The 18,582-nt window shown below is 71.3% G+C and carries 18 protein-coding genes; 10 read left to right on the top strand and 8 right to left on the bottom strand.

The features are described from left to right. Positions 1-75 precede the first annotated feature (75 nt). Complete coding sequence (locus tag K8625_RS05335) at positions 76-531, top strand: VOC family protein (protein WP_223782005.1); 456 nt, start codon at positions 76-78, stop codon at positions 529-531. 18 nt (positions 532-549) lie between these two features. On the opposite strand, the gene dgt is transcribed toward K8625_RS05335, so the two are convergent. Next, entirely contained in the window at positions 550-1,944 is a 1,395-nt protein-coding gene (gene dgt / locus K8625_RS05330) for a dGTP triphosphohydrolase (protein ID WP_370640308.1), read from the bottom strand. A 283-nt stretch (positions 1,945-2,227) separates the two neighbouring features. Here dgt and K8625_RS05325 point away from each other — a divergent pair, with 283 nt between their 5' ends. Further along, a complete protein-coding gene (locus K8625_RS05325; RefSeq protein WP_141325585.1) occupies positions 2,228-2,743 on the top strand; it encodes an OmpA family protein in 516 nt (171 codons plus the stop codon). 9 nt (positions 2,744-2,752) lie between these two features. On the opposite strand, the gene K8625_RS05320 is transcribed toward K8625_RS05325, so the two are convergent. Next, positions 2,753-4,354, bottom strand: coding sequence for a GMC oxidoreductase (locus K8625_RS05320; protein ID WP_223745476.1), 1,602 nt, complete (start codon positions 4,352-4,354; stop codon positions 2,753-2,755). A gap of 310 nt (positions 4,355-4,664) precedes the next feature. Between K8625_RS05320 and K8625_RS05315 the strand changes: the two genes are divergently transcribed. The 3 genes from K8625_RS05315 to K8625_RS44385 all read left to right on the top strand — a co-directional run bounded on the left by K8625_RS05315 (position 4,665) and on the right by K8625_RS44385 (position 6,078). Beyond that, the gene (locus K8625_RS05315; protein WP_194869192.1) at positions 4,665-5,117 is read left to right on the top strand and encodes a nuclear transport factor 2 family protein; all 453 of its coding nucleotides are present in this window, start codon (positions 4,665-4,667) and stop codon (positions 5,115-5,117) included. 645 nt (positions 5,118-5,762) lie between these two features. Further along, complete coding sequence (locus K8625_RS05310; protein WP_223782004.1) at positions 5,763-5,945, top strand: hypothetical protein; 183 nt, start codon at positions 5,763-5,765, stop codon at positions 5,943-5,945. A 1-nt stretch (position 5,946) separates the two neighbouring features. Then, a complete protein-coding gene (locus tag K8625_RS44385) occupies positions 5,947-6,078 on the top strand; it encodes a CstA-like transporter-associated (seleno)protein (protein WP_267700114.1) in 132 nt (43 codons plus the stop codon). Between the two features lie 165 nt (positions 6,079-6,243). Here K8625_RS44385 and K8625_RS05300 read toward each other — a convergent pair whose 3' ends face one another. Then, entirely contained in the window at positions 6,244-6,714 is a 471-nt protein-coding gene (locus tag K8625_RS05300; protein WP_223745474.1) for a hypothetical protein, read from the bottom strand. Between the two features lie 208 nt (positions 6,715-6,922). After that, positions 6,923-7,117, bottom strand: coding sequence for a hypothetical protein (locus tag K8625_RS05295; RefSeq protein WP_223745473.1), 195 nt, complete (start codon positions 7,115-7,117; stop codon positions 6,923-6,925). Between K8625_RS05295 and K8625_RS05290 the strand changes: the two genes are divergently transcribed. Continuing rightward, positions 7,116-7,550 (top strand): hypothetical protein, encoded by a 435-nt coding sequence (locus K8625_RS05290; protein ID WP_223745472.1) that lies wholly within the window; start codon positions 7,116-7,118, stop codon positions 7,548-7,550. The two genes, K8625_RS05295 and K8625_RS05290, sit on opposite strands and share 2 nt — an antisense overlap. Positions 7,551-7,553: 3 nt before the next feature. On the opposite strand, the gene K8625_RS05285 is transcribed toward K8625_RS05290, so the two are convergent. From K8625_RS05285 to xth, 4 genes are all read right to left on the bottom strand, one after another. Further along, the gene (locus K8625_RS05285; protein ID WP_223745857.1) at positions 7,554-8,411 is read right to left on the bottom strand and encodes an alpha/beta hydrolase; all 858 of its coding nucleotides are present in this window, start codon (positions 8,409-8,411) and stop codon (positions 7,554-7,556) included. Positions 8,412-8,684: 273 nt separating this feature from the next. After that, the gene (locus K8625_RS05280) at positions 8,685-9,857 is read right to left on the bottom strand and encodes a threonine synthase (RefSeq protein ID WP_223745471.1); all 1,173 of its coding nucleotides are present in this window, start codon (positions 9,855-9,857) and stop codon (positions 8,685-8,687) included. 36 nt (positions 9,858-9,893) lie between these two features. Further along, a complete protein-coding gene (locus K8625_RS05275) occupies positions 9,894-10,745 on the bottom strand; it encodes an alpha/beta hydrolase (RefSeq protein ID WP_141325605.1) in 852 nt (283 codons plus the stop codon). Positions 10,746-10,765: 20 nt separating this feature from the next. Beyond that, positions 10,766-11,536, bottom strand: coding sequence for an exodeoxyribonuclease III (xth, locus tag K8625_RS05270; RefSeq protein WP_141325594.1), 771 nt, complete (start codon positions 11,534-11,536; stop codon positions 10,766-10,768). Between the two features lie 196 nt (positions 11,537-11,732). On the opposite strand from xth, the gene K8625_RS05265 reads away from it, so the two are divergent. From K8625_RS05265 to K8625_RS05250, 4 genes are all read left to right on the top strand, one after another. Next, on the top strand, positions 11,733-12,788 hold the full coding sequence (locus K8625_RS05265; protein WP_223782003.1) for a tetratricopeptide repeat protein: 1,056 nt from the start codon (positions 11,733-11,735) through the stop codon (positions 12,786-12,788). 95 nt (positions 12,789-12,883) lie between these two features. Then, on the top strand, positions 12,884-15,508 hold the full coding sequence (locus K8625_RS05260) for a penicillin-binding protein 1A (protein WP_223782002.1): 2,625 nt from the start codon (positions 12,884-12,886) through the stop codon (positions 15,506-15,508). A gap of 116 nt (positions 15,509-15,624) precedes the next feature. After that, complete coding sequence (locus K8625_RS05255) at positions 15,625-17,013, top strand: VCBS repeat-containing protein (RefSeq protein ID WP_255665497.1); 1,389 nt, start codon at positions 15,625-15,627, stop codon at positions 17,011-17,013. Continuing rightward, positions 17,010-18,380 carry a peptide ABC transporter substrate-binding protein gene (locus tag K8625_RS05250; RefSeq protein ID WP_223782000.1) on the top strand — a complete coding sequence of 457 codons (1,371 nt, stop codon included), beginning with the start codon at positions 17,010-17,012 and terminating at the stop codon, positions 18,378-18,380. The genes K8625_RS05255 and K8625_RS05250 overlap by 4 nt, the downstream gene beginning before the upstream one ends. Positions 18,381-18,582: the final 202 nt, after the last annotated feature.

The following is an 18,582-nucleotide window of genomic DNA, read 5'->3' as shown; positions in this document are numbered from 1 at the left end:
GGCGGCAGCCGCGACGCACCCTCGCTTGCGAGTCGCCCGGCCGGTGCCCACTTGTCCTCCGAGGAGGACTGACACATGGGACTGGGAAGAACGAAGGCGGTGCCCACGCTGGCGGTGACGGACCTGAAGGCGGCCCGGCGCTTCTACGGCGAGGTGCTCGGGTTCGACGAGGTCAAGGAGATCTCCGAGGAGGGCGCGGCCATGTACCGCGTGGGCGGTGAGTCCTTCCTCCTCGTCTACGAGCGCTCGTCACCGTCCGGCTCCACCGCCACTGCGTGCTCCTTCGCCGTGGAGGACGTGGAGGCCACCGTGGACGAGCTGCGACAGGCGGGCGTGAAGCTCGAGGAATACGACATCCCCGAGATGGGCATCCAGACGAAGAACGGCATCGCGACCATGGGCGACTTCAAGTCGGCGTGGTTCAGGGACCCGTCGGGGAACATCCTGGCCATCGACGACTCGCTCGCCCTGATGGAGCGACGGGGACGGCAGGCGCGCACGAGCGCTCCTTCGGAAGGGCTGCACGCCTGAGCGGCACCGGGCACCCCGCTAGGTCGGCAGCTTGATGCCGGACAGCCGCTGGTACAGCGCCACCGCGAAGCCGTCCGTCATCCCGGAGATGTAGTCCGTGACGCACAAGAGCCGCTGGTACATGGACAGCCGCGCGAGCGCGTCACCGATGTCCTCGCTGGTCAGCGGCTTGTCCGGCCGCTGGAACAGCTCCAGGGGCAGCAGCTGCCGCAGCTTCCTCTCCTCCCGGTTGGGCGTGTCCGTCACCACCGCCTGCGCGAACATGTCCAGCAGGCCGCCGAGCGTCTTGAAGCCGGCGCTCTCGATCTGCAGCACGCGCTCACTCTCGTAGCCCTTGCGACGCGTCAGCTTCTTGATGGCGTCGAGCGGCCCGCGGATGTCGTCTCGCGCGGAGACGAGCGGCTTCTCCCACTCGCCCTCCTCCATCTGCTCCACGTGCTCCAGGAACACGCGGACGCTCGCCTGGATGAGCACGCCAATCACCCGCGCGCGCGCCTGCGCCAGGCGCGTCTCCAGGTGCGCGGGTGGCAATCGCGTCGACTTCTCCGGGGGAGGCAGCACCTGGTCCAACAGCTCACAGGCCACATCCATCGGCACCAGCCCCAGCTTCGCGGAGTCCTCCAGGTCGATGACCGCGTAGCAGATGTCGTCCGCCGCCTCGACGAGGAAGGCCAGCGGGTGGCGGGAGAAGACGCCCTCCTCGCGCTCGGGCAGCCCCGCGGCACGGTAGGTCTCCAGCGCCAGCACGTGGTCGTCCTGGAAGTAACCGAACTTCTTCTCCGACACGCGCGCCTTGTTCGCCTCGCGTCCGCCTGGGAGCACCGACGGCCGAGGGTACTTGCTCATCGCCCCCAGCGTCGCCGCGGTGTAGCGCAGCCCGCCCCGCCGCTCGCGCGACTGGAGCCGGTTGAGGATGCGGAAGCCCTGCGCGTTGCCCTCGAAGCTCTCCAAATCCCTCCACTCCTCCGCCTTCGTGAAGGGGCTCGGCTTGCCCGCGAGCGTCTCACCCGGCTTCGCCAACCGCTGCGACACCCAATGCTGGATGGCCGCCTCGCCCGAGTGGCCGAAAGGCGGGTTGCCGATGTCGTGCGCCAGGCACGCCGCCGCGACGATGGTCCCCAGGTGCGAGGGCTCCACCTTCACCCCCTGCGACTTCAGCCCCAGCCCCGCCAGCTGTCCCAACGAGCGCCCCACACACGACGCCTCGATGCTGTGGGTCAACCGCGTGCGCGTGTAGTCGCTCGTCGACAGCGGGAAGACCTGCGTCTTGTCGTGCAGGCAACGGAACTCGCTGGAGAAGACGATGCGGTCGTAGTCGACGTCGAACGGCGTGCGCTCATCCAGCGGCAGGGACACCTCACCCTCGGGCGCCTTCTCCACCCGCGCCTCCACGGGCTTCGGCTCCGAGCCCACCCGGTGTCCCGACAAGAACCGCTGCCACCGCTCCGTCCGACTTCTGCCGCCCACTGAAAGTGCCTCGCTGCCGTCCCTTGGAGAAGGACGACGGGAGCATGCTGCTCCGCCCGTACGCGGAGGCAAGTTTCATGGGACGGGTGGGCACGGCGCCGTTGTCCCACCCGGCGAGCGGACGGCGCCCGGGTCGCTCGCCGGGCCTCGTGACGCTGGACGGACGCGCGTGCCCTGGGCAGCCTGCGCCCGGTTCCCTCCTCCAGCGGAACCCAAGGAGTCTCACCGTATGAAGCTCAAGGCGTTGTGCATCGCCGTGTCGCTGTTGGCCCTCCCGGGTGTGGCCGCCGCGCAGAGCCCCTTCGACAACCTCAAGAAGGCCGCGGGTGACGCGGGCAAGTCCACCGTCGAGAAGCGCGTCAACGCCAAGCTCCTCGAGGAGGGCCAGAAGAACCAGTGCAGCTTCAAGACGGGCACCGCGGAGCTGGCCGCCGGCTGCGAGGACAAGCTCAAGAAGCTGACCAACGCCCTCATCGACGCCAAGAAGCAGCTCACCGCCGGCGGGGTGAAGAGCTACAAGTTCGAGGTCTCCGGTCACACCGACTCGACGGGCGACGCGGCGAAGAACAAGAAGCTCAGCGAGCAGCGCGCGGAGGTCATCGTCAAGGAGCTGGTCGCCCGGGGCATCCCCCGCGGTGAAATCGTCGCCGTGGGCCTCGGCTCCGACCGTCCCCTGGTGAAGCCGGACAACACCGAGGCGAAGAAGGCGAAGAACCGCCGCTACGAGCTCCAGGTCCGCCTGTAGCGCACGGACTCAGGACGACAGCCGGGCGGGTCGCGGCGCTTCGTCTTCCCCGGTCCGCGCGTGGGGGATGAAGGTCATGGCTCGCTCGGCCAGCGCGGTGATGGTCAGCGAGGGATTGACGCCCGGGTTGGCGGAGATGGCCGAGCCGTCCACCACGTACAGTCCCTCGTAGCCGAAGAGCCGGTGGCGATGGTCGATGACGCCCGTCGCCGCCGAGTCTCCCATGCAGCAGCCGCCGAGGATGTGCGCGGTCGTCGGGATGCCCAGCACCGTCTCGCTCACCATCGTCATCGGATAGCCGTCCAGCTTGTCCGCCACGCGGCGCGCCAGGTCGAACGCCTCGGGCATGTTGGACGTGGGCGCGGGGCCGGACTGCAGCCCGGTGGACAGCCCGTTCTTCAGCAGCCGACCGCGCCGCATGCGCAGGTGCCCCTCCAGCGTGCGCATGTAGAGCAGGATCAGCGTGCGCTTGGCGAAGTCCGGGACGAACCACGCCTTGAGGAAGCGCAGCGGGTGGCGCGCGAGCAGGCCCACCAGCCGCGCCATCCGACCCAGCATCGACTTGCCGGGCACCTGCGGCGCCATCAGCAGGCGGAAGAAGCCGGAGCCCTCCGAGAAGCGCACGGGCTCCAGGTGCGAGCGCTCGTCGGTGTGCAGGATGGAGCCGATGGCGATGCCCTTCGACAAGTCGTGCTCCGGGCGACCGCTCACGATGCCGATGAGCGCCTCGGAGTTGGTGCGCACGCCGTCGCCCAGCCGGTCCGACAGCCGGGGCAGTCCGTCCTTGTGCTCCTTGAGCCGCAGCAGCAGCGACAGCGAGCCCAGCACGCCTCCAGCGAAGATGACGTTCTTCGCGGTGAGGCGCAGGGTCTCGCGTCCGAAGAGGCCGGCGCCCTTCTTCGCCTCCACCTCGTAGCCACCGTCCGGCAGGGGCCGCACCCACGTGGCCTCCGTGTCCGCGTGCAGCGTCAGGCCGCGCTTCTCCGCGAGGTAGAGGTAGTTGCGGTCCAGCGTGTTCTTCGCGCCGTGGCGACAGCCGAGCATGCACCCGCCGCAGGACGTGCAGCCGGTGCGCTCGGGGCCCTCTCCGCCGAAGTACGGGTCCTTCACCGTGACGCCCGGCTCACCGAAGTACACGGCGACGGTGGACGGCTCGAAGCCCGGGCGGCCCAGCTCCTGGCCCACCTGTTCGAGTACCCGGTCCGCCACGGTGCCGCGCGGGTTGGTGGTCGCGCCGAGCATCTTGCGCGCGGTGGCGTAGTGCGGCGTCAGTTCGTCCTTCCAGGAGGCCAGGTGTCCCCACGAGGAGGCCTGGAAGAAGTCGTCCTTCGGGATGGGGAGCGTGTTGGCGTAGACGAGCGAGCCGCCTCCCACGCCCACGCCGGACAGCACCGTGACGTGGCGGAAGAAGCTCATCTGGAACAGGCCCCGCCAGCCGAGCTGGGGCATCCACATCCAGCGCTTCAGGTTCCAGTTCGTCTTCGGGAAGTCGGAGGGAGCCAGCCGCCGCCCCTTCTCCAGCATCACCACGCGGTAGCCCTTCTCGGTCAACCGCAGCGCGCTGACGCTGCCGCCGAAGCCCGAGCCGATGATGAGCCAGTCGCAGTCCATGCGTCTCCCGTCCTTCGCATTCCCCGGCATCGGCACTCGCCGAGGGCACTCTATGCGAAACACGCTGGGGAACCGCGACTCGCGAAGCACGCTGCCGCCGCCGTGGCGCCCGCTCGTCCTCCGGGCCGGCGCCACGAAGCGGGTTTTCCGGGACGCTCTCCTGCCCAGGCCCGCGTCACGGCCGTGCCACTCACCGACGCCCTGGGCCGCTCGGCGACTCCCGCCACCGTCCGAAGAGGACGTCACACGGCCCTCCAGGGGCGCGCTACCAAGAGCACCGACGTACCGAGGACCTTGGAGGCACAAAGCCATGAAGCAGCACTTCAGAAGCGCAGTCGCGGTGGGCGCGGTCCTCGTGGGAGGCGTGCTCGCTTCCGGGAGCGCGCGTGGAACCCCCGCGAGCACGCAGGACGTGGTGGGCGCCCGGCGCGCGGTGGAGCTGTATCTGGAGGGTCACGCGACGGGCCAGGTGGCCCCCTTCCGCGAGGCGATGCACGACGAGATGAAGATGTTCCTCAACCGGGACGGCGTGCTCGTGCGCAGGACGGCCGCCGAGTACCTGGCCGGCGTCAGCGGGAAGCCCGCCGACGACGAAGCGAAGCGCAAGCGCCGGCTGGTCAGCCTGGACGTCACCGGCGACGTGGGCGTGGCCAAGGTCGAGCTCGACTACCCGGGCGCCTTCATGACGGACTACCTCACCGTCATCAAGACGGACGGGGGCTGGAAGATCATCAACAAGGTCGTCCACGTCCAGAAGCGGTAGCCCCCCGCCTGCGGCTGGGCGCGCGAAGTTTGTGTTTGCCGGGATGGCTCACCACAAGAGGGGCGCGAAAGATTCCCGCGGGTCATTTCCCTCCCGGGGAAGTGGCTCGGGCGGACGGCCTACGGTCGGCGCATGGCCCACGACGTCTTCATCACCAGCCTGGGGAAGTTCCTCCCGGGCGAGCCCATCCCCACGACCAGATGGAGGACGACCTCGGCAAGGTCCGGGGCAAGCCCTCCCGGGCCCGCGCCCGTGTCCTCGTCCAGAACGGCATCACCCAGCGCCACTACGCCCTCGACCGCGAGCAGCGCACCGTGCTGTGCAACTGGGACCTCGCGGCGAACGCCGTCCAGGATGCGCTGTCGCGCTCGCCCATCACCCTGGGAGAGATGGACCTGCTCGTCACGGCGTCCCCCAGGGCGACCGGGTACTGCCGGGCTTCGCCAGCCAGGTGCGCCGCGCGCTGGGTGGCCCCGCGTGTGAGGTGGCGTCACTGCATGGCATCTGCTCCAGCGGCATGCAGGCCCTGCGCGCGGCGGCGCTCCAGGTCGGAGGCGAAGAAGGCCGTCGTCTGCGCCAGCGAGCTGGTGAGCCGGCTGCTCAAGGCGCGCCACTACGAGGAAGTGACGGCGTACCCTTCGAGGGATGGAGGAGATACGGCGGAGCTTCTCCAACGACGACCTGGATGCCGGGCTCACCGTCTCCTTCATGTTGCTGCTGGCGACGGTGGCGTTCGGGGAGCGCTCCGCGCTCGCGGCCCGGCGCTCGGCGACACCCACGGCGAACGAGACGCCCTACGTCCCCGTGACGGCGGTGGAGGGGCCCTGAGATGACGACCTGGGTGGAGGTGCCGCGACGTGGCTGGCGGCAGGCCGTCCGGGTGGCTCGGCTGATGATTGGGGTGCCGGACTCCGAGGCGTATGCGCCGCACCTGCGTGCGCATCATCCAAGCGCCCCATGATGACCTACGAGGAGTTCTTCGACGAGCGAATGGCGGCGCGCCACCGGGCGCCCCTGTCCCAGGGAGCCCGAGCGGGTCACCCGCCGTGAGGTGCGAGCACGGCGGGTGACGTAGTCCCTCACCGCCGCGCCGCCACAACGCGAGCGCGACGGGGAGCCGGTACGCCTACCGCCGCGTCGCCGTCTTGCGAGCACGACGCGCGGCGGGCGTGTTCGCCACGTACTGCCGACCTCTCCGCGAGGCCGTGCGCTTGCGGCGCTCCGTGGCCTGCTTCTGACGCGCGCTGAGCCGTGACCACGCCTTCTTCGGCAGATAGCGCGCCGTCGTCGCGCCGCGGCGCGCACGCGTGCCACCGGTGCTCGTCTGCCAGGCCTCGCGCGTCCACGTCGTGAGCGACTTCTGGCTCGTGGCCTTCCGTCCGCGATATCCACCGCCGGCCTTCACGTATTCTGCGGCCAGCAGCTGGGCCTTGCGCGCACTCCACTGTCCCGCGCGCCCGCCTCGCGTCCCCGCCATGAGGCGCTTCTTGAGGCGCTCCCTCAGCGCGGGCCGGGTGTACCGGCTGCTCGTCGAGGCACGCGCCCCGGACGCCACGCGACGCCGGGGCGTGGTGGTGGCACGTCGAGGCTTCGACATGCGCGTACGAGAAACCATCCGCTTCTTGGGCATCCCACGGGTGCGCGACGTAGCGCGCGAGCTCTTCTTGGCGACCATCCAGTCTCTCCCCCTCAGTGACTGCACTGCGCGCCTCAGTTGGGGACGGCCAGCGCACCTCGCAATCACCCTGTCTTGCCGCCTGCTCCTCGCGACGAGGGCACGTTCCCTCTCCTGCCCTCGCTCCAGTTCAATCCTTCACACCCGCCAGCGCCGCGGGGCGGAAGAGCGCGCAAGCCCGCACCGGCTGCGGCGGGTACTTCCCCGGCAACAGCGGGCACATGATGAACACCGAGGTCCGTGACTGGACGTAGCGCGGTGGCGCGGCGCAGCGATGGCAGAGGCTGTCCGGGAACGGGAGCGACTCGGGAGGGGGTGTCGTCATGGGCTCTCGACGGGAGGTGAGCCGCTATAGCGCGGACTACGCGGCCAAGGCGCTGGTCGCGCAGGGCGCGGGCCAGGGCTACGACTGGGAGAAGGGCATCGACTCCGGCAAGAAGTGGGCGGACCTCAACCCCGAGCAGCAGGGCGAGCTCATCCAGGACGCGTACAAGCAGGGCTACTTCGACGGCAAGCGCCCCTTCATCGGAGAGAGCGGCAAGGACCACACCGCGTATCTCGACGAGGCGGTGAAGCAGATGCGCGCGGGCAAGGGAGACCCGAACTGGGACTTCTCCAAGGCCACGGGCAAGTGGAACGAGGTCAAGGACGCGGTGGTCGACGGCGTGAAGGACGCCGGGAAGAAGGTCTGGGACACCGTCACGGAGCCGCTCGAGCGCGTCAAGGACGGCATCCTCGACCGGCTCCCCTGGCGCTGAGGCTTACGGCACCGCGCCTGACGCGGGGCTGTCCGCCGGTGGGTTCGGTTCACGAAGCCACCGCGCGGCGGCCTGTGCGACGTCGGCCGGAATCGAGTGGCCTCCGGTGAACTCGTGGAACCGCACGTCGAAGCCCGCCGAGCGCAGCTCCGCGCCGATGCGGCGCCCCTCCTCCACGGGGATGGCCTGGTCGGCGTCGCCGTGGGCGATGAACACGCGCGGCACACCGCGAGGCTCCGCCGCGTCCACGAAGCCCGGCGCGAAGGCCACGATGCGGGAGAACACGTCACCGTTCAGGATGCCCAGCGACAACGCATAGGACGCGCCATCCGAGAACCCGGAGACGCTGACATGCTCGGGCGCCACCGCGTAGCGGGAGAAGACCCGCGCGAGCGCCATGTCGATGAAGTCCAGGTCCGCGCCGCCCGTGGCCAGCTTGTGGTCCCACGTCACGCCGCGCGACTCCGGAATCACCAGCAGGAATCCCTCCGACTCCGCGACGGGCGCCAGCGCCTGCAGCATCTGCCGCGCGTTCCCCTTCGCGCCGTGCAGCAACAGCATCAGCGGCGCGGGCTGCTCCGGACGATAGGTGCGAGGCACGTACACGAGCCCGTCACGCGCGCCTCCCAGCCCCAGCGGTTGCTCCCCGACCGCCGCGGACACGTCCGACACCGGGCCCGGACGCGAGCGCACCCGCCCATCCGTGGACACGTGGGCGATGGGCCCCGTCGCCGTGGCCTCACCCGCTGGCGCCACGCTCCGGGGCGCCACACAAGCCACGAGCCCCAGGCACATCACCACCACGAGCCAACGCAGCGAGGGCTCTCGCGGCGAGCGGACCTGAGACCTCCTCGTCGGCATCTTCACGGCGCCTCCTTCGCGGTTCCGACTCCGGGCGGAGGGGTTCCTCGAACGCGTCATCAGCAGGTCCTCGGTCAGGGGCAGCGAACACAGCGGGCGATGCTTCCCATCCAACACAGGAGCCCACGGGCTCCACGAACACTTCGTCTCTCATCCGCGGGCCGGTGAGCCACCGCGAGCCCCAGCATGCGCCCTCCGGGAGCGCGGGCCCGAGCGGTCCTTGCGCCAGGGAGGACACCCACGCGCATGGCGCGCCGCGCCTTGCCACGCCCTTCACCAGAGCGGCGCCATGTTCTCCACGTACTTGAATCCCGTGCCCGTGTTGAAGACCACCACGGACTCCTCGGGAGTCACCTGCCCGGACGCATGGAGCTTGCGCAGCGCGGCCACGCAGGCGCCGCCCTCCGGCGCCGCGAAGAGCCCCTCGGCCGAGGCCAGGTCCTTCGTCCCCTGGACGATTTCGGCCTCCGTGACGGAGACCGCCGTCCCCCCGCTCTCCTTCACCGCGCGCAGGATGAGGAAGTCGCCCAGGGCCTTGGGTACGCGAAGGCCGTGCGCATGCGTCGTCGCGCCCTGCCACATCGGCGCATCGGGCCTGCCCTCCTCGTGGGCCTTCACGATGGGCGCGCAGCCCTCCGCCTGCACCGCCACCATCCTCGGCCGCTTCGAGTCGATGAGGCCCATCGCCTCCATCTCCTCGAACGCCTTCCACATGCCGATGAGCCCGGTGCCGCCGCCCGTCGGGTACAGGATGACGTCGGGCAGCGTCCAGCCGAGCTGCTCCGCGACCTCGTAGCCCATCGTCTTCTTGCCCTCCACGCGGTAGGGCTCCTTCAACGTGGCGCACTCGTACCACCCATGCTCGCGAGCCAGCCCCGCGCACACCTTCCCCGCGTCCGTGATGAGCCCGTCCACCGTCTCGACGTGCGCGCCATAGGCCCGCGTCTCCAGGAGGAAGAGGCTCGCGATGTCGCGAGGCACGAAGACATGCGCCTCCAGGCCACCGCGCGCCGCGTACGCCGCCAGCGCACTCCCCGCGTTGCCCGCCGAGGGCAGACACACCGCCTTCGCTCCCAGCACCTTCGCCATCGACACCGCCGCCGACAGGCCGCGCGCCTTGAACGAGCCGGTGGGGTTGCCGCTCTCGTCCTTCACCCAGACCTGCTTCATCCCCAGCCGCGCCGACAGCCGGGGCGTCGCAAGCAGCGGCGTCCAGCCCTCGCCCAGGCTGAGTCGCTGAGCGGGGTCCGCCACGGGCAGCACCTCGTGGTAGCGCCACATGGAGCGCTCCCGCGTCGCCAGGGCCTCGCGGCGCAGCGTCTTCGCCGCGCGCTCCAGGTCATAGCGCGCGAACAGCGGCGCGTCGCAGGTGGTGCACAGGTTCAGCACGGCGCCCGGCGCATACGTCCGGTCGCACTTCGTACAGTCGAGTCGGAGGACGGACATGGCCCTCCGACTCTACGGCGAACCCAGGCCCGTGGCCTACCGTGCGTCCCCGGCCGTGTTCACCGGGGGCAGCCACTTGCGCAGCAGGGCGGGCGCGGTGGAGCGGTAGATGTTGTCGTGACGCAGGTCCGGTCGGGGCTCCACCTCCCACGTCAGCCCGGCGGGTGCGCTCGCCTGGAGGATGTCGTTCAGCCGCGCCACCGCCGGGACGATGTCCTCCGTCTCGTTCGCGGAGGAGACATACAGCCGCGCGCGCAGCGACGGGTGCTGCGCGAAGAACGTCCCGGCCTGCTTCACCAGCGCCTCGCCGTTCCACCAGAGGCTCGGACTCAGCGCCAGGTACGTGTCGAACAGCTCGGGCTGGAGGAAGAAGGTCTCCATGATGAACAGGCCCGCGGCCGACTCGCCGATGATGGCCCGCTCCTCGGTCACCCGATAGCGCCGGGAGATGTCGGGGAGCAGCTCGTCGCGGATGAACGCGCGGAACGCCGCCGAGCCACCCGAGACAGGGATGAGCTCCCGGTCACTCGCGAGCTCGGTGGGCCCCGTCATGTCGCGCCTGCGCACCGTGTTCTCGATGCCCACGACGATGAGCGGCCGCATCTCCCCCGCGCGGATGGCGGCGTCCACCGCGGAGGCGACGTGCGGGAAGTCCTCCTGGAGCCCACCGTCGGGCATGTACAGCACCGGGAAGCGAGCGTCCTTCGCCGTCTCGTAGCCGGGCGGCAGGTAGACGGTGATGCGCCGCTCCTCCTTCAGCACCGAGGAGGACAGGAGGTACAGCTCATGCGGCGGCACCGGCTCCGGCGCGACGGGTGGCATCCGCCGCACGGAGCAACCCGCCAGGAACAGGCTCAGCCCCACATACGCCATCCATCGTCGCGTCATCATGATGTCCCCCACCCGCTTCAATCCTGGAGCTCCAGCCACACCGGCGCGTGGTCCGAGGGCTGCTTGCCCTTGCGCGCGTCGCGGTCCGTGTCCGCGCCCGCCAGCCTGGGCACCAGCGGCGCCGACACGTAGAGGTGGTCGATGCGCAGGCCCAGGTTCTTCGGGAAGCCGAGGTTGCGGTAGTCCCACCATGAGAAGCGCTGCGTGTCGGGGTGCAGCTTGCGGTACGCATCCGTCAGGCCGAAGGCACGCAGGCGCTGGAGCGCGTCGCGCTCCTTGAGCGTGAAGAGCGTCTGCCCTTCCCACAGCTTCGGGTCGTAGGTGTCGATGTCCTCGGGCGCGACGTTCCAGTCACCGCCGAGCACCAGCGGCTCGTCCGGCTGGTGGCGCGTGTCCAGGTAGCGGCGCAGCCGGCCGTACCACTCGAGCTTGTACTCGTACTGGGGCGAGTCCACCGACTGCCCGTTGGGCGCGTACGCGCTCACCACGCGGATGCCCTTCACCGTCGCGGCGATGAGGCGCGCGTGCGTGTCATCCACGCCGTCCGACAGCCCCTTGACCACGTCGCGCGGCTCCTCCTTCGCCAGGATGGCCACGCCGTTGTAGGTCTTCTGCCCGTGGAGGGCCGCGTGGTAGCCGGCGTCGCGCACGGCCTCCAGCGGGAAGTCCGCCTCGGTGCACTTGAGCTCCTGCAAGCATACCACGTCCGGCTGCGCGCTCTTCAGCCACTCGAGCAGGCGCTCCTGCCGGGCCCGTACCGAGTTCACGTTCCAGGTCGCGATTTTCATCGCGGGCACCGTCGCACGGCACCCACGCCCCCGCCACGCTTTTCCCCTCCTCGTGCGGCTACGCGGCCACACCCCGTCCCATGCTCCGGGGCAAGGGCCCTGGCACGCGCATCGCAATGACTCCGGGTGGGAGGACGCCCACAGGTGTCCTCCCGGAGCGCCCTTCCCGGACGCCCCGCCTGGAGTCGAGGTCGCCATGAGCCCGAGGACGAAGAAGACCTCCCGCCGCACCCTGGGTTTCGCCCTGCCGCCCACGCTCAAGAAGGCCCTGGTGCCTTCCTGCCTCGCCGCCCTGGGCCTGGCCGCGTGGACCGACGTCCCCCTGCCCGCCACGCTGCGCCCCTGGCTGGCCCTGGCCGAGCACGCGCGCACCCGCGATGCGGTCATCCCCGTGGACCTCGCGCCGGCGTTCGCCGAGGCGCCCCTGCCCATCCCGGCCACCCTCCCGGCCGCCGAGGAGCTCCCGTCCACGCCCGCGCCGCGCGTGGCGGTCGAGGACGCCCTGGCCCTGCCGCACGAGCACACCCGCCGCGTGGACCACCTGGGCCGCGCCCGCGCGCTCAGGGAGCTGGGGGATGTGTCCGGCGCGCTCACCGAGGTGCGCCGCGCGCTGCACGATGAGCCATCCGACACGGAGGCGCTGATGACGACGGCCCGGCTGGCGCGGCTGCAGGGCCAGTCGGAGCTGGCGCTCGTGGCCTACGCGCGGCTGGGGAGCCTGATGCCCGAGGAGGCCGGCGCGCTCATCCAGCAGGCCCGCCTGCTGGTGTCCCTGGGGCGCCACGCGGAGGCAGTGCGCGTGGGCGAGGAGGCGGTGGTGCGCGCGCCGGAGGACGCGGAGGGCTACCAGGTGCTCGGCCGGGCCCACCTGGCCTCGGGCGAGCTGTCCCCCGCCATCCTCCGCTTCCAGCAGGCGGTGCACCTGGAGCCGGAGCACGGCTACGCGCTCAACAACCTGGGCTTCGCCTACCTGCGCGCGGGAGAGGACGCGAAGGCCGCGGAGGTGCTCGCGCGGGCGGCGGAGCTGCTGCCCCACGTCGCGTACGTGCACAACAACCTGGGCGTGGCCTGGGAGCGGCTGGGCCGCAAGGAGGAGGCCCGGGGCGCCTATGCCCAGGCCACCCGACTGTCGCCCCGCTACGTCCAGGCGCGCGTCAACGCGGACCGGATGAACCGCGTCGCCCGGGCGGACCTGGCCCCGAGCGACACCCGGACGCCGGAAGCCCTTTCACCCCTGCCCGAGCCGCATTAGTGCCTCCCCGCCTGGAGACCGACCTCCAGGCGGGCGTCGGGCCGGTTCCCGCCGCCGGCCCATCGGTCTAACGTGCGGCCCCCGTCGAGAAGCACATGACCCTGGCCCCTGTGATGCCCACTCCGCCCGAAGCCCCGCAGCCCTCCACGCCGCCGACCGCGCCCGAACCGCCCCGCCCCGGGCTGGGGGCGCGCCTCTGGAAGTGGACGAAGCGGCTCTTCATCACCGGCGTGGTGGGGCTCGTCCTGGTCCTGCTCGTGTGCGTGGGCGCGTACGTCTACTACAGCCGGGATTTGCCCTCGGTGGACGCGCTGCGCACGTACGAGCTGCCGCAGGTCACCAAGGTGACGTGCGCGGACGGCAAGGTGTGCGCCGAGTATGCCTACGAGAAGCGCACCGTGGTGCGCGTGCAGGACCTGCCTCCGCACGTGCGCGACGCATTCCTCGCCGCCGAGGACGCGGACTTCTACAAGCACGTGGGCCTGGACCCGTTCGGCATCCTCCGCGCGGCCATCAAGAACCTCATCCCCGGCAGCCGCAAGTCCGGCGCGTCCACCATCACCCAGCAGGTGGTGAAGAACCTGCTGCTGTCCCCCGAGCGCAAGCTGTCGCGCAAGATTCGCGAGTGGATCCTCACCCCGCGCGTCGAGGAGGCGCTCACCAAGGACCAGATCCTCAGCCTCTACATCAACCAGTCCTACTACGGGCAGCGCCGCTACGGCGTGGAGGAGGCCGCGCTCTATTATTTTGGCAAGCGCGCCAAGGATTTGAGCGTGGGCGAGGCGGCGGTGCTGGCGGGCACGGTGCAGATTCCCCACCGCATCAACCCGGTGACGAACATGACGCGGGCGAAGTCGCGCCAGCGCTATGTGCTGGGGCAGATGGCCGCGCAGGGCTTCGTGCCGCGCAAGGTGGTGGACGAGGAGCTGGAGAAGCCCATCGTCCTGGCGCCGCGTCCGGAGCAGGCCGTGGGCCCGTACTACGCGGAGGAGATTCGCCGCACGCTCATCGAGCGCTACGGCGAGCACGCGGTGATGCAGGGGGGCCTGCGGGTGGACATCGCCATGGTGCCCAGGCTCCAGGTCGCCGCCGAGCAGGCGGTGCGCGAGGGCCTGGAGGCGGTGGACCGTCGCCAGGGCTACCGCGGTCCCAAGGGCACGCTGGAGGACGCGCAGTGGACGCGGCTTCGGGCCATGGTGCTCACCCGCATCGAGGAGGCCGGACGTCGGCAGAAGGACCAGGGCTATGTCGCGGACCTGGAGCCCCTGGCGCGCGTCACCGCGCCGGGAGAGCCCCCCAAGGAGGTGGCCACCGCGGAGGCGGACGTGGACGGCGCGGAGGAGCAGCGGCCGGAGCTGACGCCCGAGGACGAGGCGCCTCCGTCCGAGGAGGAGCTGCTGGTGCGCGCGGTGCGCCTGAAGCCGCTGGAGGAAGGGCTGCGGTTGACGGGCTACGTGACGGAGCTGGACGAGAAGCGCAACGTGGCGCGCGTGGACCTGGTGGGCCGCACCGCGGAGGTGGCCTTCCCGGGCGTGAGCTGGGCGCGGCAGAAGGGCAAGGGCTCGCCGAAGAAGATTGGCGACGTGTTCGAGAAGGGGCAGCTGGTCTTCGTGCGCGTGCTGAAGGCCCCGCCCGCGCCAGCCTTCGTGGAGGCGACGCTGGACCAGGTGCCCGTGGTTCAGGGCGGCCTCGTGGTCATCCGCCCCGACAACCGCAACGTCGTCGCGCTGGTGGGTGGGTATGACGCGGAGCGCTCGTCGTTCAACCGCGCCACGCAGGCCCGACGTCAGCCAGGCTCGTCCTTCAAGCCGTTCCTGTACGCCGCCGCGCTCGCGAGCGGACGCTACACGCCGCTCTCCAAGGTCAACGACGCCCCCGAGACCATCCGCGACCCGTACACGGGCAAGGCGTGGAGGCCGCAGAACTATGACCGCCAGTTCGAGGGGCCGATGACGCTGCGCCAGGCGCTCACGAAGTCGAAGAACACGGTGTCGGTGCGGCTCATCGAGGCGCTCACCCCGCCCACCGTCATCGACTTCGCGCGCCGGGCGGGCATCCGCTCCGCGATGCCGGAGAACCTCACGCTGGCGCTGGGCACGGGCGAGGTGACGATGCTGGAGGCGGTGAACGCGTACGCCACGCTCCAGGCCAACGGGAAGCTGGCCGAGCCGCTCATGCTGCTGCGCGTGCGGGACTCGCGCGGCAAGCTGCTGGAGGACCACCAGCCCGCGTTCGAGGAGACGCTGCCACCGGCCGTCGCGTACCTCACCACGTCGTTGATGCGCAGCGTGGTGGAGGAAGGCACGGCCAAGGCGGTGCGCGAGCTCAACCGTCCGGCCGCGGGCAAGACGGGCACCACGCAGGAGAGCAAGGACACGTGGTTCTCCGGCTACACGGCGGACTGGGTGGCCAGCGCGTGGGTGGGCTTCGACGACAACTCGCCCTTGGGTGGCAGTGAGACGGGTGGTCGCGCCGCGCTGCCCATCTGGTTGCAGTTCATGCGCGTGGCGCACGAGGGACTTCCCGCGCGCGAGTTCGAGGTGCCTCCTGGAGTGCTCCAGGTTCGCATCGACCCCGCGACGGGGCTGCTGGCCGGCTCGTCCGTGCCGGGGCGACTGGAGCCGTTCCTCGAGGGGACGCAGCCCACCGCCGAGGCGCCGCCGCCCGGACAGGTGACGACGGATGAGTTCTTCCTCGACGACGGCAGGAAGGGTCTGTGAGCCGAACTCTCGTCCTCGCGCCGCTGCTGGCCTCGCTGGCGGCGGGCGCGGCTCCGGCCTCGGTTGGTGAGCTGGCCCCCGCCGTGCGAAGGCTGCCGCCCGAGGCTCCCGCTGCCATGTCGGTGTTCGAGGGAGCAGCCTCTGCATCTGCTGGTGGGGGCGCTACCGCCGTGGGCGCCTGGCCCGCGCTGTCCTTCGTGGCGGCGGGCGCGGCGTCTTCCTCCGCGGAGGGCACATCCGCTGTTCAGCGGCTCGCGGGTGAGCTGGCCACCGCCGTGCGGAAGCTCCCCGCCGAAGCCCCCGTGGGCCTGTACCTGTCGGGAAGCTCGGCGGAGCTGCGGCGGGCGGTGGGCAGTGTGCTCACTTCACGGCTCGCCTCGGCGAACCTCGCCCCCGTCCTGGTGGATGCGCCGAGCGCCGAGGCCGCGGAGTCCGTGGCCCGGGCGCAGGGTGCTCGCACACTGGTGCGGCTGACGCTGGATGTGGAGGCTGGCGCCCTGCGGGCTCGTGGCGATGCGCTGGGCACGTGGGTGAACTTCTGGTCGGGCCGGGTGCCGACGCGTCCGGCGAAGCCCTCGGGCGCGCTCGTCGAGTCTGTGGACGCGGACGCGGAGGTGCTCGCGCTGGCCTCGGTGGGCGCTCCCGCGACCACGCCTCCCGCCGCGGGGGTTCGGAGTGTGCGGTTGTTGGGCGCCGTGCTGGCGCGACTGGAGCAGCCCATCGCCGCGCTCGCCGCGGGCGACCTGGATGGTGATGGGCGGGATGAAATCGCGGTGCTGACAGAGGCGGAGGTCTCCGTCTTCGACGCGGACGGACGCCTGTTGGCTCGACGCGAGCTGGACGGCCTGCCCTTCTCGAATGCGCCCACGCGAGAGCCCTTCGGCGCGCTGGCGGTGCTTCCGGGGCCGCCCCGCCTCGCCGCCTGGAGCACCCGGCGGTCGCAGGGTGAGCTGCTCGTGCTCGACAAGGGGCGTGGGACGCTGCGGCCCGTGGGGACCTTGGACAGTGCCCCGCTGGGCCCCGCCGAGCGCGGGAGCTTCGTCCCCGGACAGACGGCGTTCCAGGCCGAGGTGAGGCTGGCGGACGGCAAGCCCGTGACGCTCTCCGCGCCCTTCACCACCGCCGGCTTCGCGTCCCCGAGGATGTTGTTCGTGCACCCGGATGGCACGGGCTCGCTCTATTCGCGCGCGGGGACAGCGCCCACGCGGTTGAGCGGACTGGGAGCGGGCAGCGCGCTGGGGGACCTGGATGGAGACGGCACTCCGGAGCTGCTCACCACGTCGCCCTTGTTGCAGCCCTCACCGGATGCGCTGCGGGTGCACGCGCTCAATGGCGCCGACCCCACCGTGCATGAGCCGCTGTGGCAGGGGGCGCTGCCTCCAGGACGCGCGCTGTACGTGGTGACGGCCAACCTGGACGGCGATGCGCGTCGGGAGGTGGTGGTGGGCCTGTTGAAGCCGGATGGCACCGGTGAGCTGTTCCTCCTTCGCCAGGGTGCCCCATGACGCCGCGTCTCGCGCTCGCCAGTCTGGTCCTCCTTGGCGCCTCGCCCTCGCTCGCGGCGGGGCGGACGCGCTATGGCGGAGAGGTGCGCATGGCCCACGCGGGGCCGCCCGAGGTCGGGGAGCCGTCGCTCGCGGACACGCCGCTGGAGGCCACGTTGCTGGGCCTGCTGTCGCGCCCCGTGTGCACGGTGACGCCGGAGGGCGAGGCCCATCCCGCGCTCGCCCGGGAGATGTCGCGTCCCACGCCGCAGGTCTCGCGCCTGACGCTGCCCAACGCCGCCACGGCCGGAGCGCTGGCTCGCGCGTGGATGCGGCTGTCCAGCGCGGAGGGCGCCTCGCCGTACCGTGCGCTGCTCTACCCGCTGCGGGGCGAGGGGCGACAGGTCAACGCGAGCGACGCCACGCTGGAGCTGGCGCTGTCGTTCCCCTGGCCCGACATGGAGCGCGCGCTGTGCCATCCGGCGCTGGCCGCGCCCGTGTCTGGCACTCCGGCGGGGCCGTTCTCGTCGGCGGGGCGCGGCGCGCTCGATGCGCAGACCCGCTGGCCTCGTGGGAGGCCGTACCTGGACCGGCTGCTGCTCACGGCCACCGATGAGCGGGGACTGGCGCGCCTGTGGTCCTCGCGACAGGTCCAGGTGGAGCTGGGCGTCTCGTCCGAGTCCGACACCGTGTCGGGCGCGATGCTGTACGCGACGTACCTGGCGTTCTCGCCCCGTCGGCTCCCCGCCGACTTCCGCCAGGCGGTGGAGAGCTCCATCGACCGCGAGGACCTCACGCGGCTGTTCGTGCATGGACCCGCTGTGCCCATGCCGCACCTGCTGCCTCCCGCGCTGATGCCGCAAGGTCCTCGCTCGCGGCCCACGGCGCCTCCCTCGGGCCCGTCTCGCAAGGTGACGCTCATCTACGACACGGCGCTCGAGGACCAGCGCGCGGTGGCCGAGCGCATCCAGGTGAAGCTGCATGAGCGGGGCTACACCGTGGCCCTGGAGCCCTTGTCTCGAGCGGCCCTGCGAGCGCGGTGGGCCAAGGGCGACTTCGAGCTGATGCTGCATGCGCTGATGCTGCCGCCCGCGCCGGGGCCCGCGCTGGCCGTGGTGCTGGACGCGGGTGGGCGCAAGGACTTGCTCGGCGTGGAGCTGCCCGCCATCGGCGCCCTGACGGACATGGCGGCGCGCGACGCGAGGGCCCGTGAGCGTGCGTTGGCGCTGGCCGCGACGCTGCCCCTGCTGCCGCTGTATGCACAGGGTCTGGGCGTGCGCGCCATGCCGGAGGTCGGCGGGCTGGTGATGGACACGCAGGGCCTGCCGACGCTCGACGGCGCGTTCCTGCTGCCCGCTGAAATGGCCTCCATGGGAGGGCGCCCGTGAGCGTGACGCGATGGGCTCTCCGCGCGGGTGAGCGGCGAGCCGGCGCAGCCGCCATGCGGTGGCGCATTGCCCCAGTCCACCGAGCGCGTCGCGCAGAGAGGCCATCGGTGCGCTCGGCACGACCTCCACATTGCGAAGGTGCGCGGCAACCGAGCTCCGCGGACGTGCATGGGGGCGGTCCTGCTGCCCACGGAGGGCTCCG

Origin of the sequence: Myxococcus sp. AS-1-15 (assembly GCF_020037055.1) — a bacterium.
In the GTDB taxonomy this organism is placed as follows: Bacteria; Myxococcota; Myxococcia; order Myxococcales; family Myxococcaceae; genus Myxococcus; species Myxococcus fulvus.
This window is presented reverse-complemented; position numbering and strand designations above follow the sequence as displayed.

Excerpts from the sequence above, each read along its gene's own strand:
- K8625_RS05260 (WP_223782002.1), top strand. The coding sequence starts at position 12,884 with ATGACCCTGGCCCCTGTGATGCCCACTCCGCCCGAAGCCCCGCAGCCC.
- xth (WP_141325594.1), bottom strand. The coding sequence starts at position 11,536 with ATGAAAATCGCGACCTGGAACGTGAACTCGGTACGGGCCCGGCAGGAG.
- K8625_RS05325 (WP_141325585.1), top strand. The coding sequence starts at position 2,228 with ATGAAGCTCAAGGCGTTGTGCATCGCCGTGTCGCTGTTGGCCCTCCCG.
- K8625_RS05310 (WP_223782004.1), top strand. The coding sequence starts at position 5,763 with ATGGAGGAGATACGGCGGAGCTTCTCCAACGACGACCTGGATGCCGGG.
- K8625_RS05335 (WP_223782005.1), top strand. The coding sequence starts at position 76 with ATGGGACTGGGAAGAACGAAGGCGGTGCCCACGCTGGCGGTGACGGAC.
- K8625_RS05320 (WP_223745476.1), bottom strand. The coding sequence starts at position 4,354 with ATGGACTGCGACTGGCTCATCATCGGCTCGGGCTTCGGCGGCAGCGTC.
- K8625_RS05315 (WP_194869192.1), top strand. The coding sequence starts at position 4,665 with ATGAAGCAGCACTTCAGAAGCGCAGTCGCGGTGGGCGCGGTCCTCGTG.
- K8625_RS44385 (WP_267700114.1), top strand. The coding sequence starts at position 5,947 with ATGACGACCTGGGTGGAGGTGCCGCGACGTGGCTGGCGGCAGGCCGTC.
- K8625_RS05280 (WP_223745471.1), bottom strand. The coding sequence starts at position 9,857 with ATGTCCGTCCTCCGACTCGACTGTACGAAGTGCGACCGGACGTATGCG.
- K8625_RS05275 (WP_141325605.1), bottom strand. The coding sequence starts at position 10,745 with ATGACGCGACGATGGATGGCGTATGTGGGGCTGAGCCTGTTCCTGGCG.
- K8625_RS05290 (WP_223745472.1), top strand. The coding sequence starts at position 7,116 with ATGGGCTCTCGACGGGAGGTGAGCCGCTATAGCGCGGACTACGCGGCC.
- K8625_RS05265 (WP_223782003.1), top strand. The coding sequence starts at position 11,733 with ATGAGCCCGAGGACGAAGAAGACCTCCCGCCGCACCCTGGGTTTCGCC.
- K8625_RS05300 (WP_223745474.1), bottom strand. The coding sequence starts at position 6,714 with ATGTCGAAGCCTCGACGTGCCACCACCACGCCCCGGCGTCGCGTGGCG.
- K8625_RS05250 (WP_223782000.1), top strand. The coding sequence starts at position 17,010 with ATGACGCCGCGTCTCGCGCTCGCCAGTCTGGTCCTCCTTGGCGCCTCG.
- K8625_RS05285 (WP_223745857.1), bottom strand. The coding sequence starts at position 8,411 with ATGCCGACGAGGAGGTCTCAGGTCCGCTCGCCGCGAGAGCCCTCGCTG.
- K8625_RS05255 (WP_255665497.1), top strand. The coding sequence starts at position 15,625 with ATGTCGGTGTTCGAGGGAGCAGCCTCTGCATCTGCTGGTGGGGGCGCT.
- K8625_RS05295 (WP_223745473.1), bottom strand. The coding sequence starts at position 7,117 with ATGACGACACCCCCTCCCGAGTCGCTCCCGTTCCCGGACAGCCTCTGC.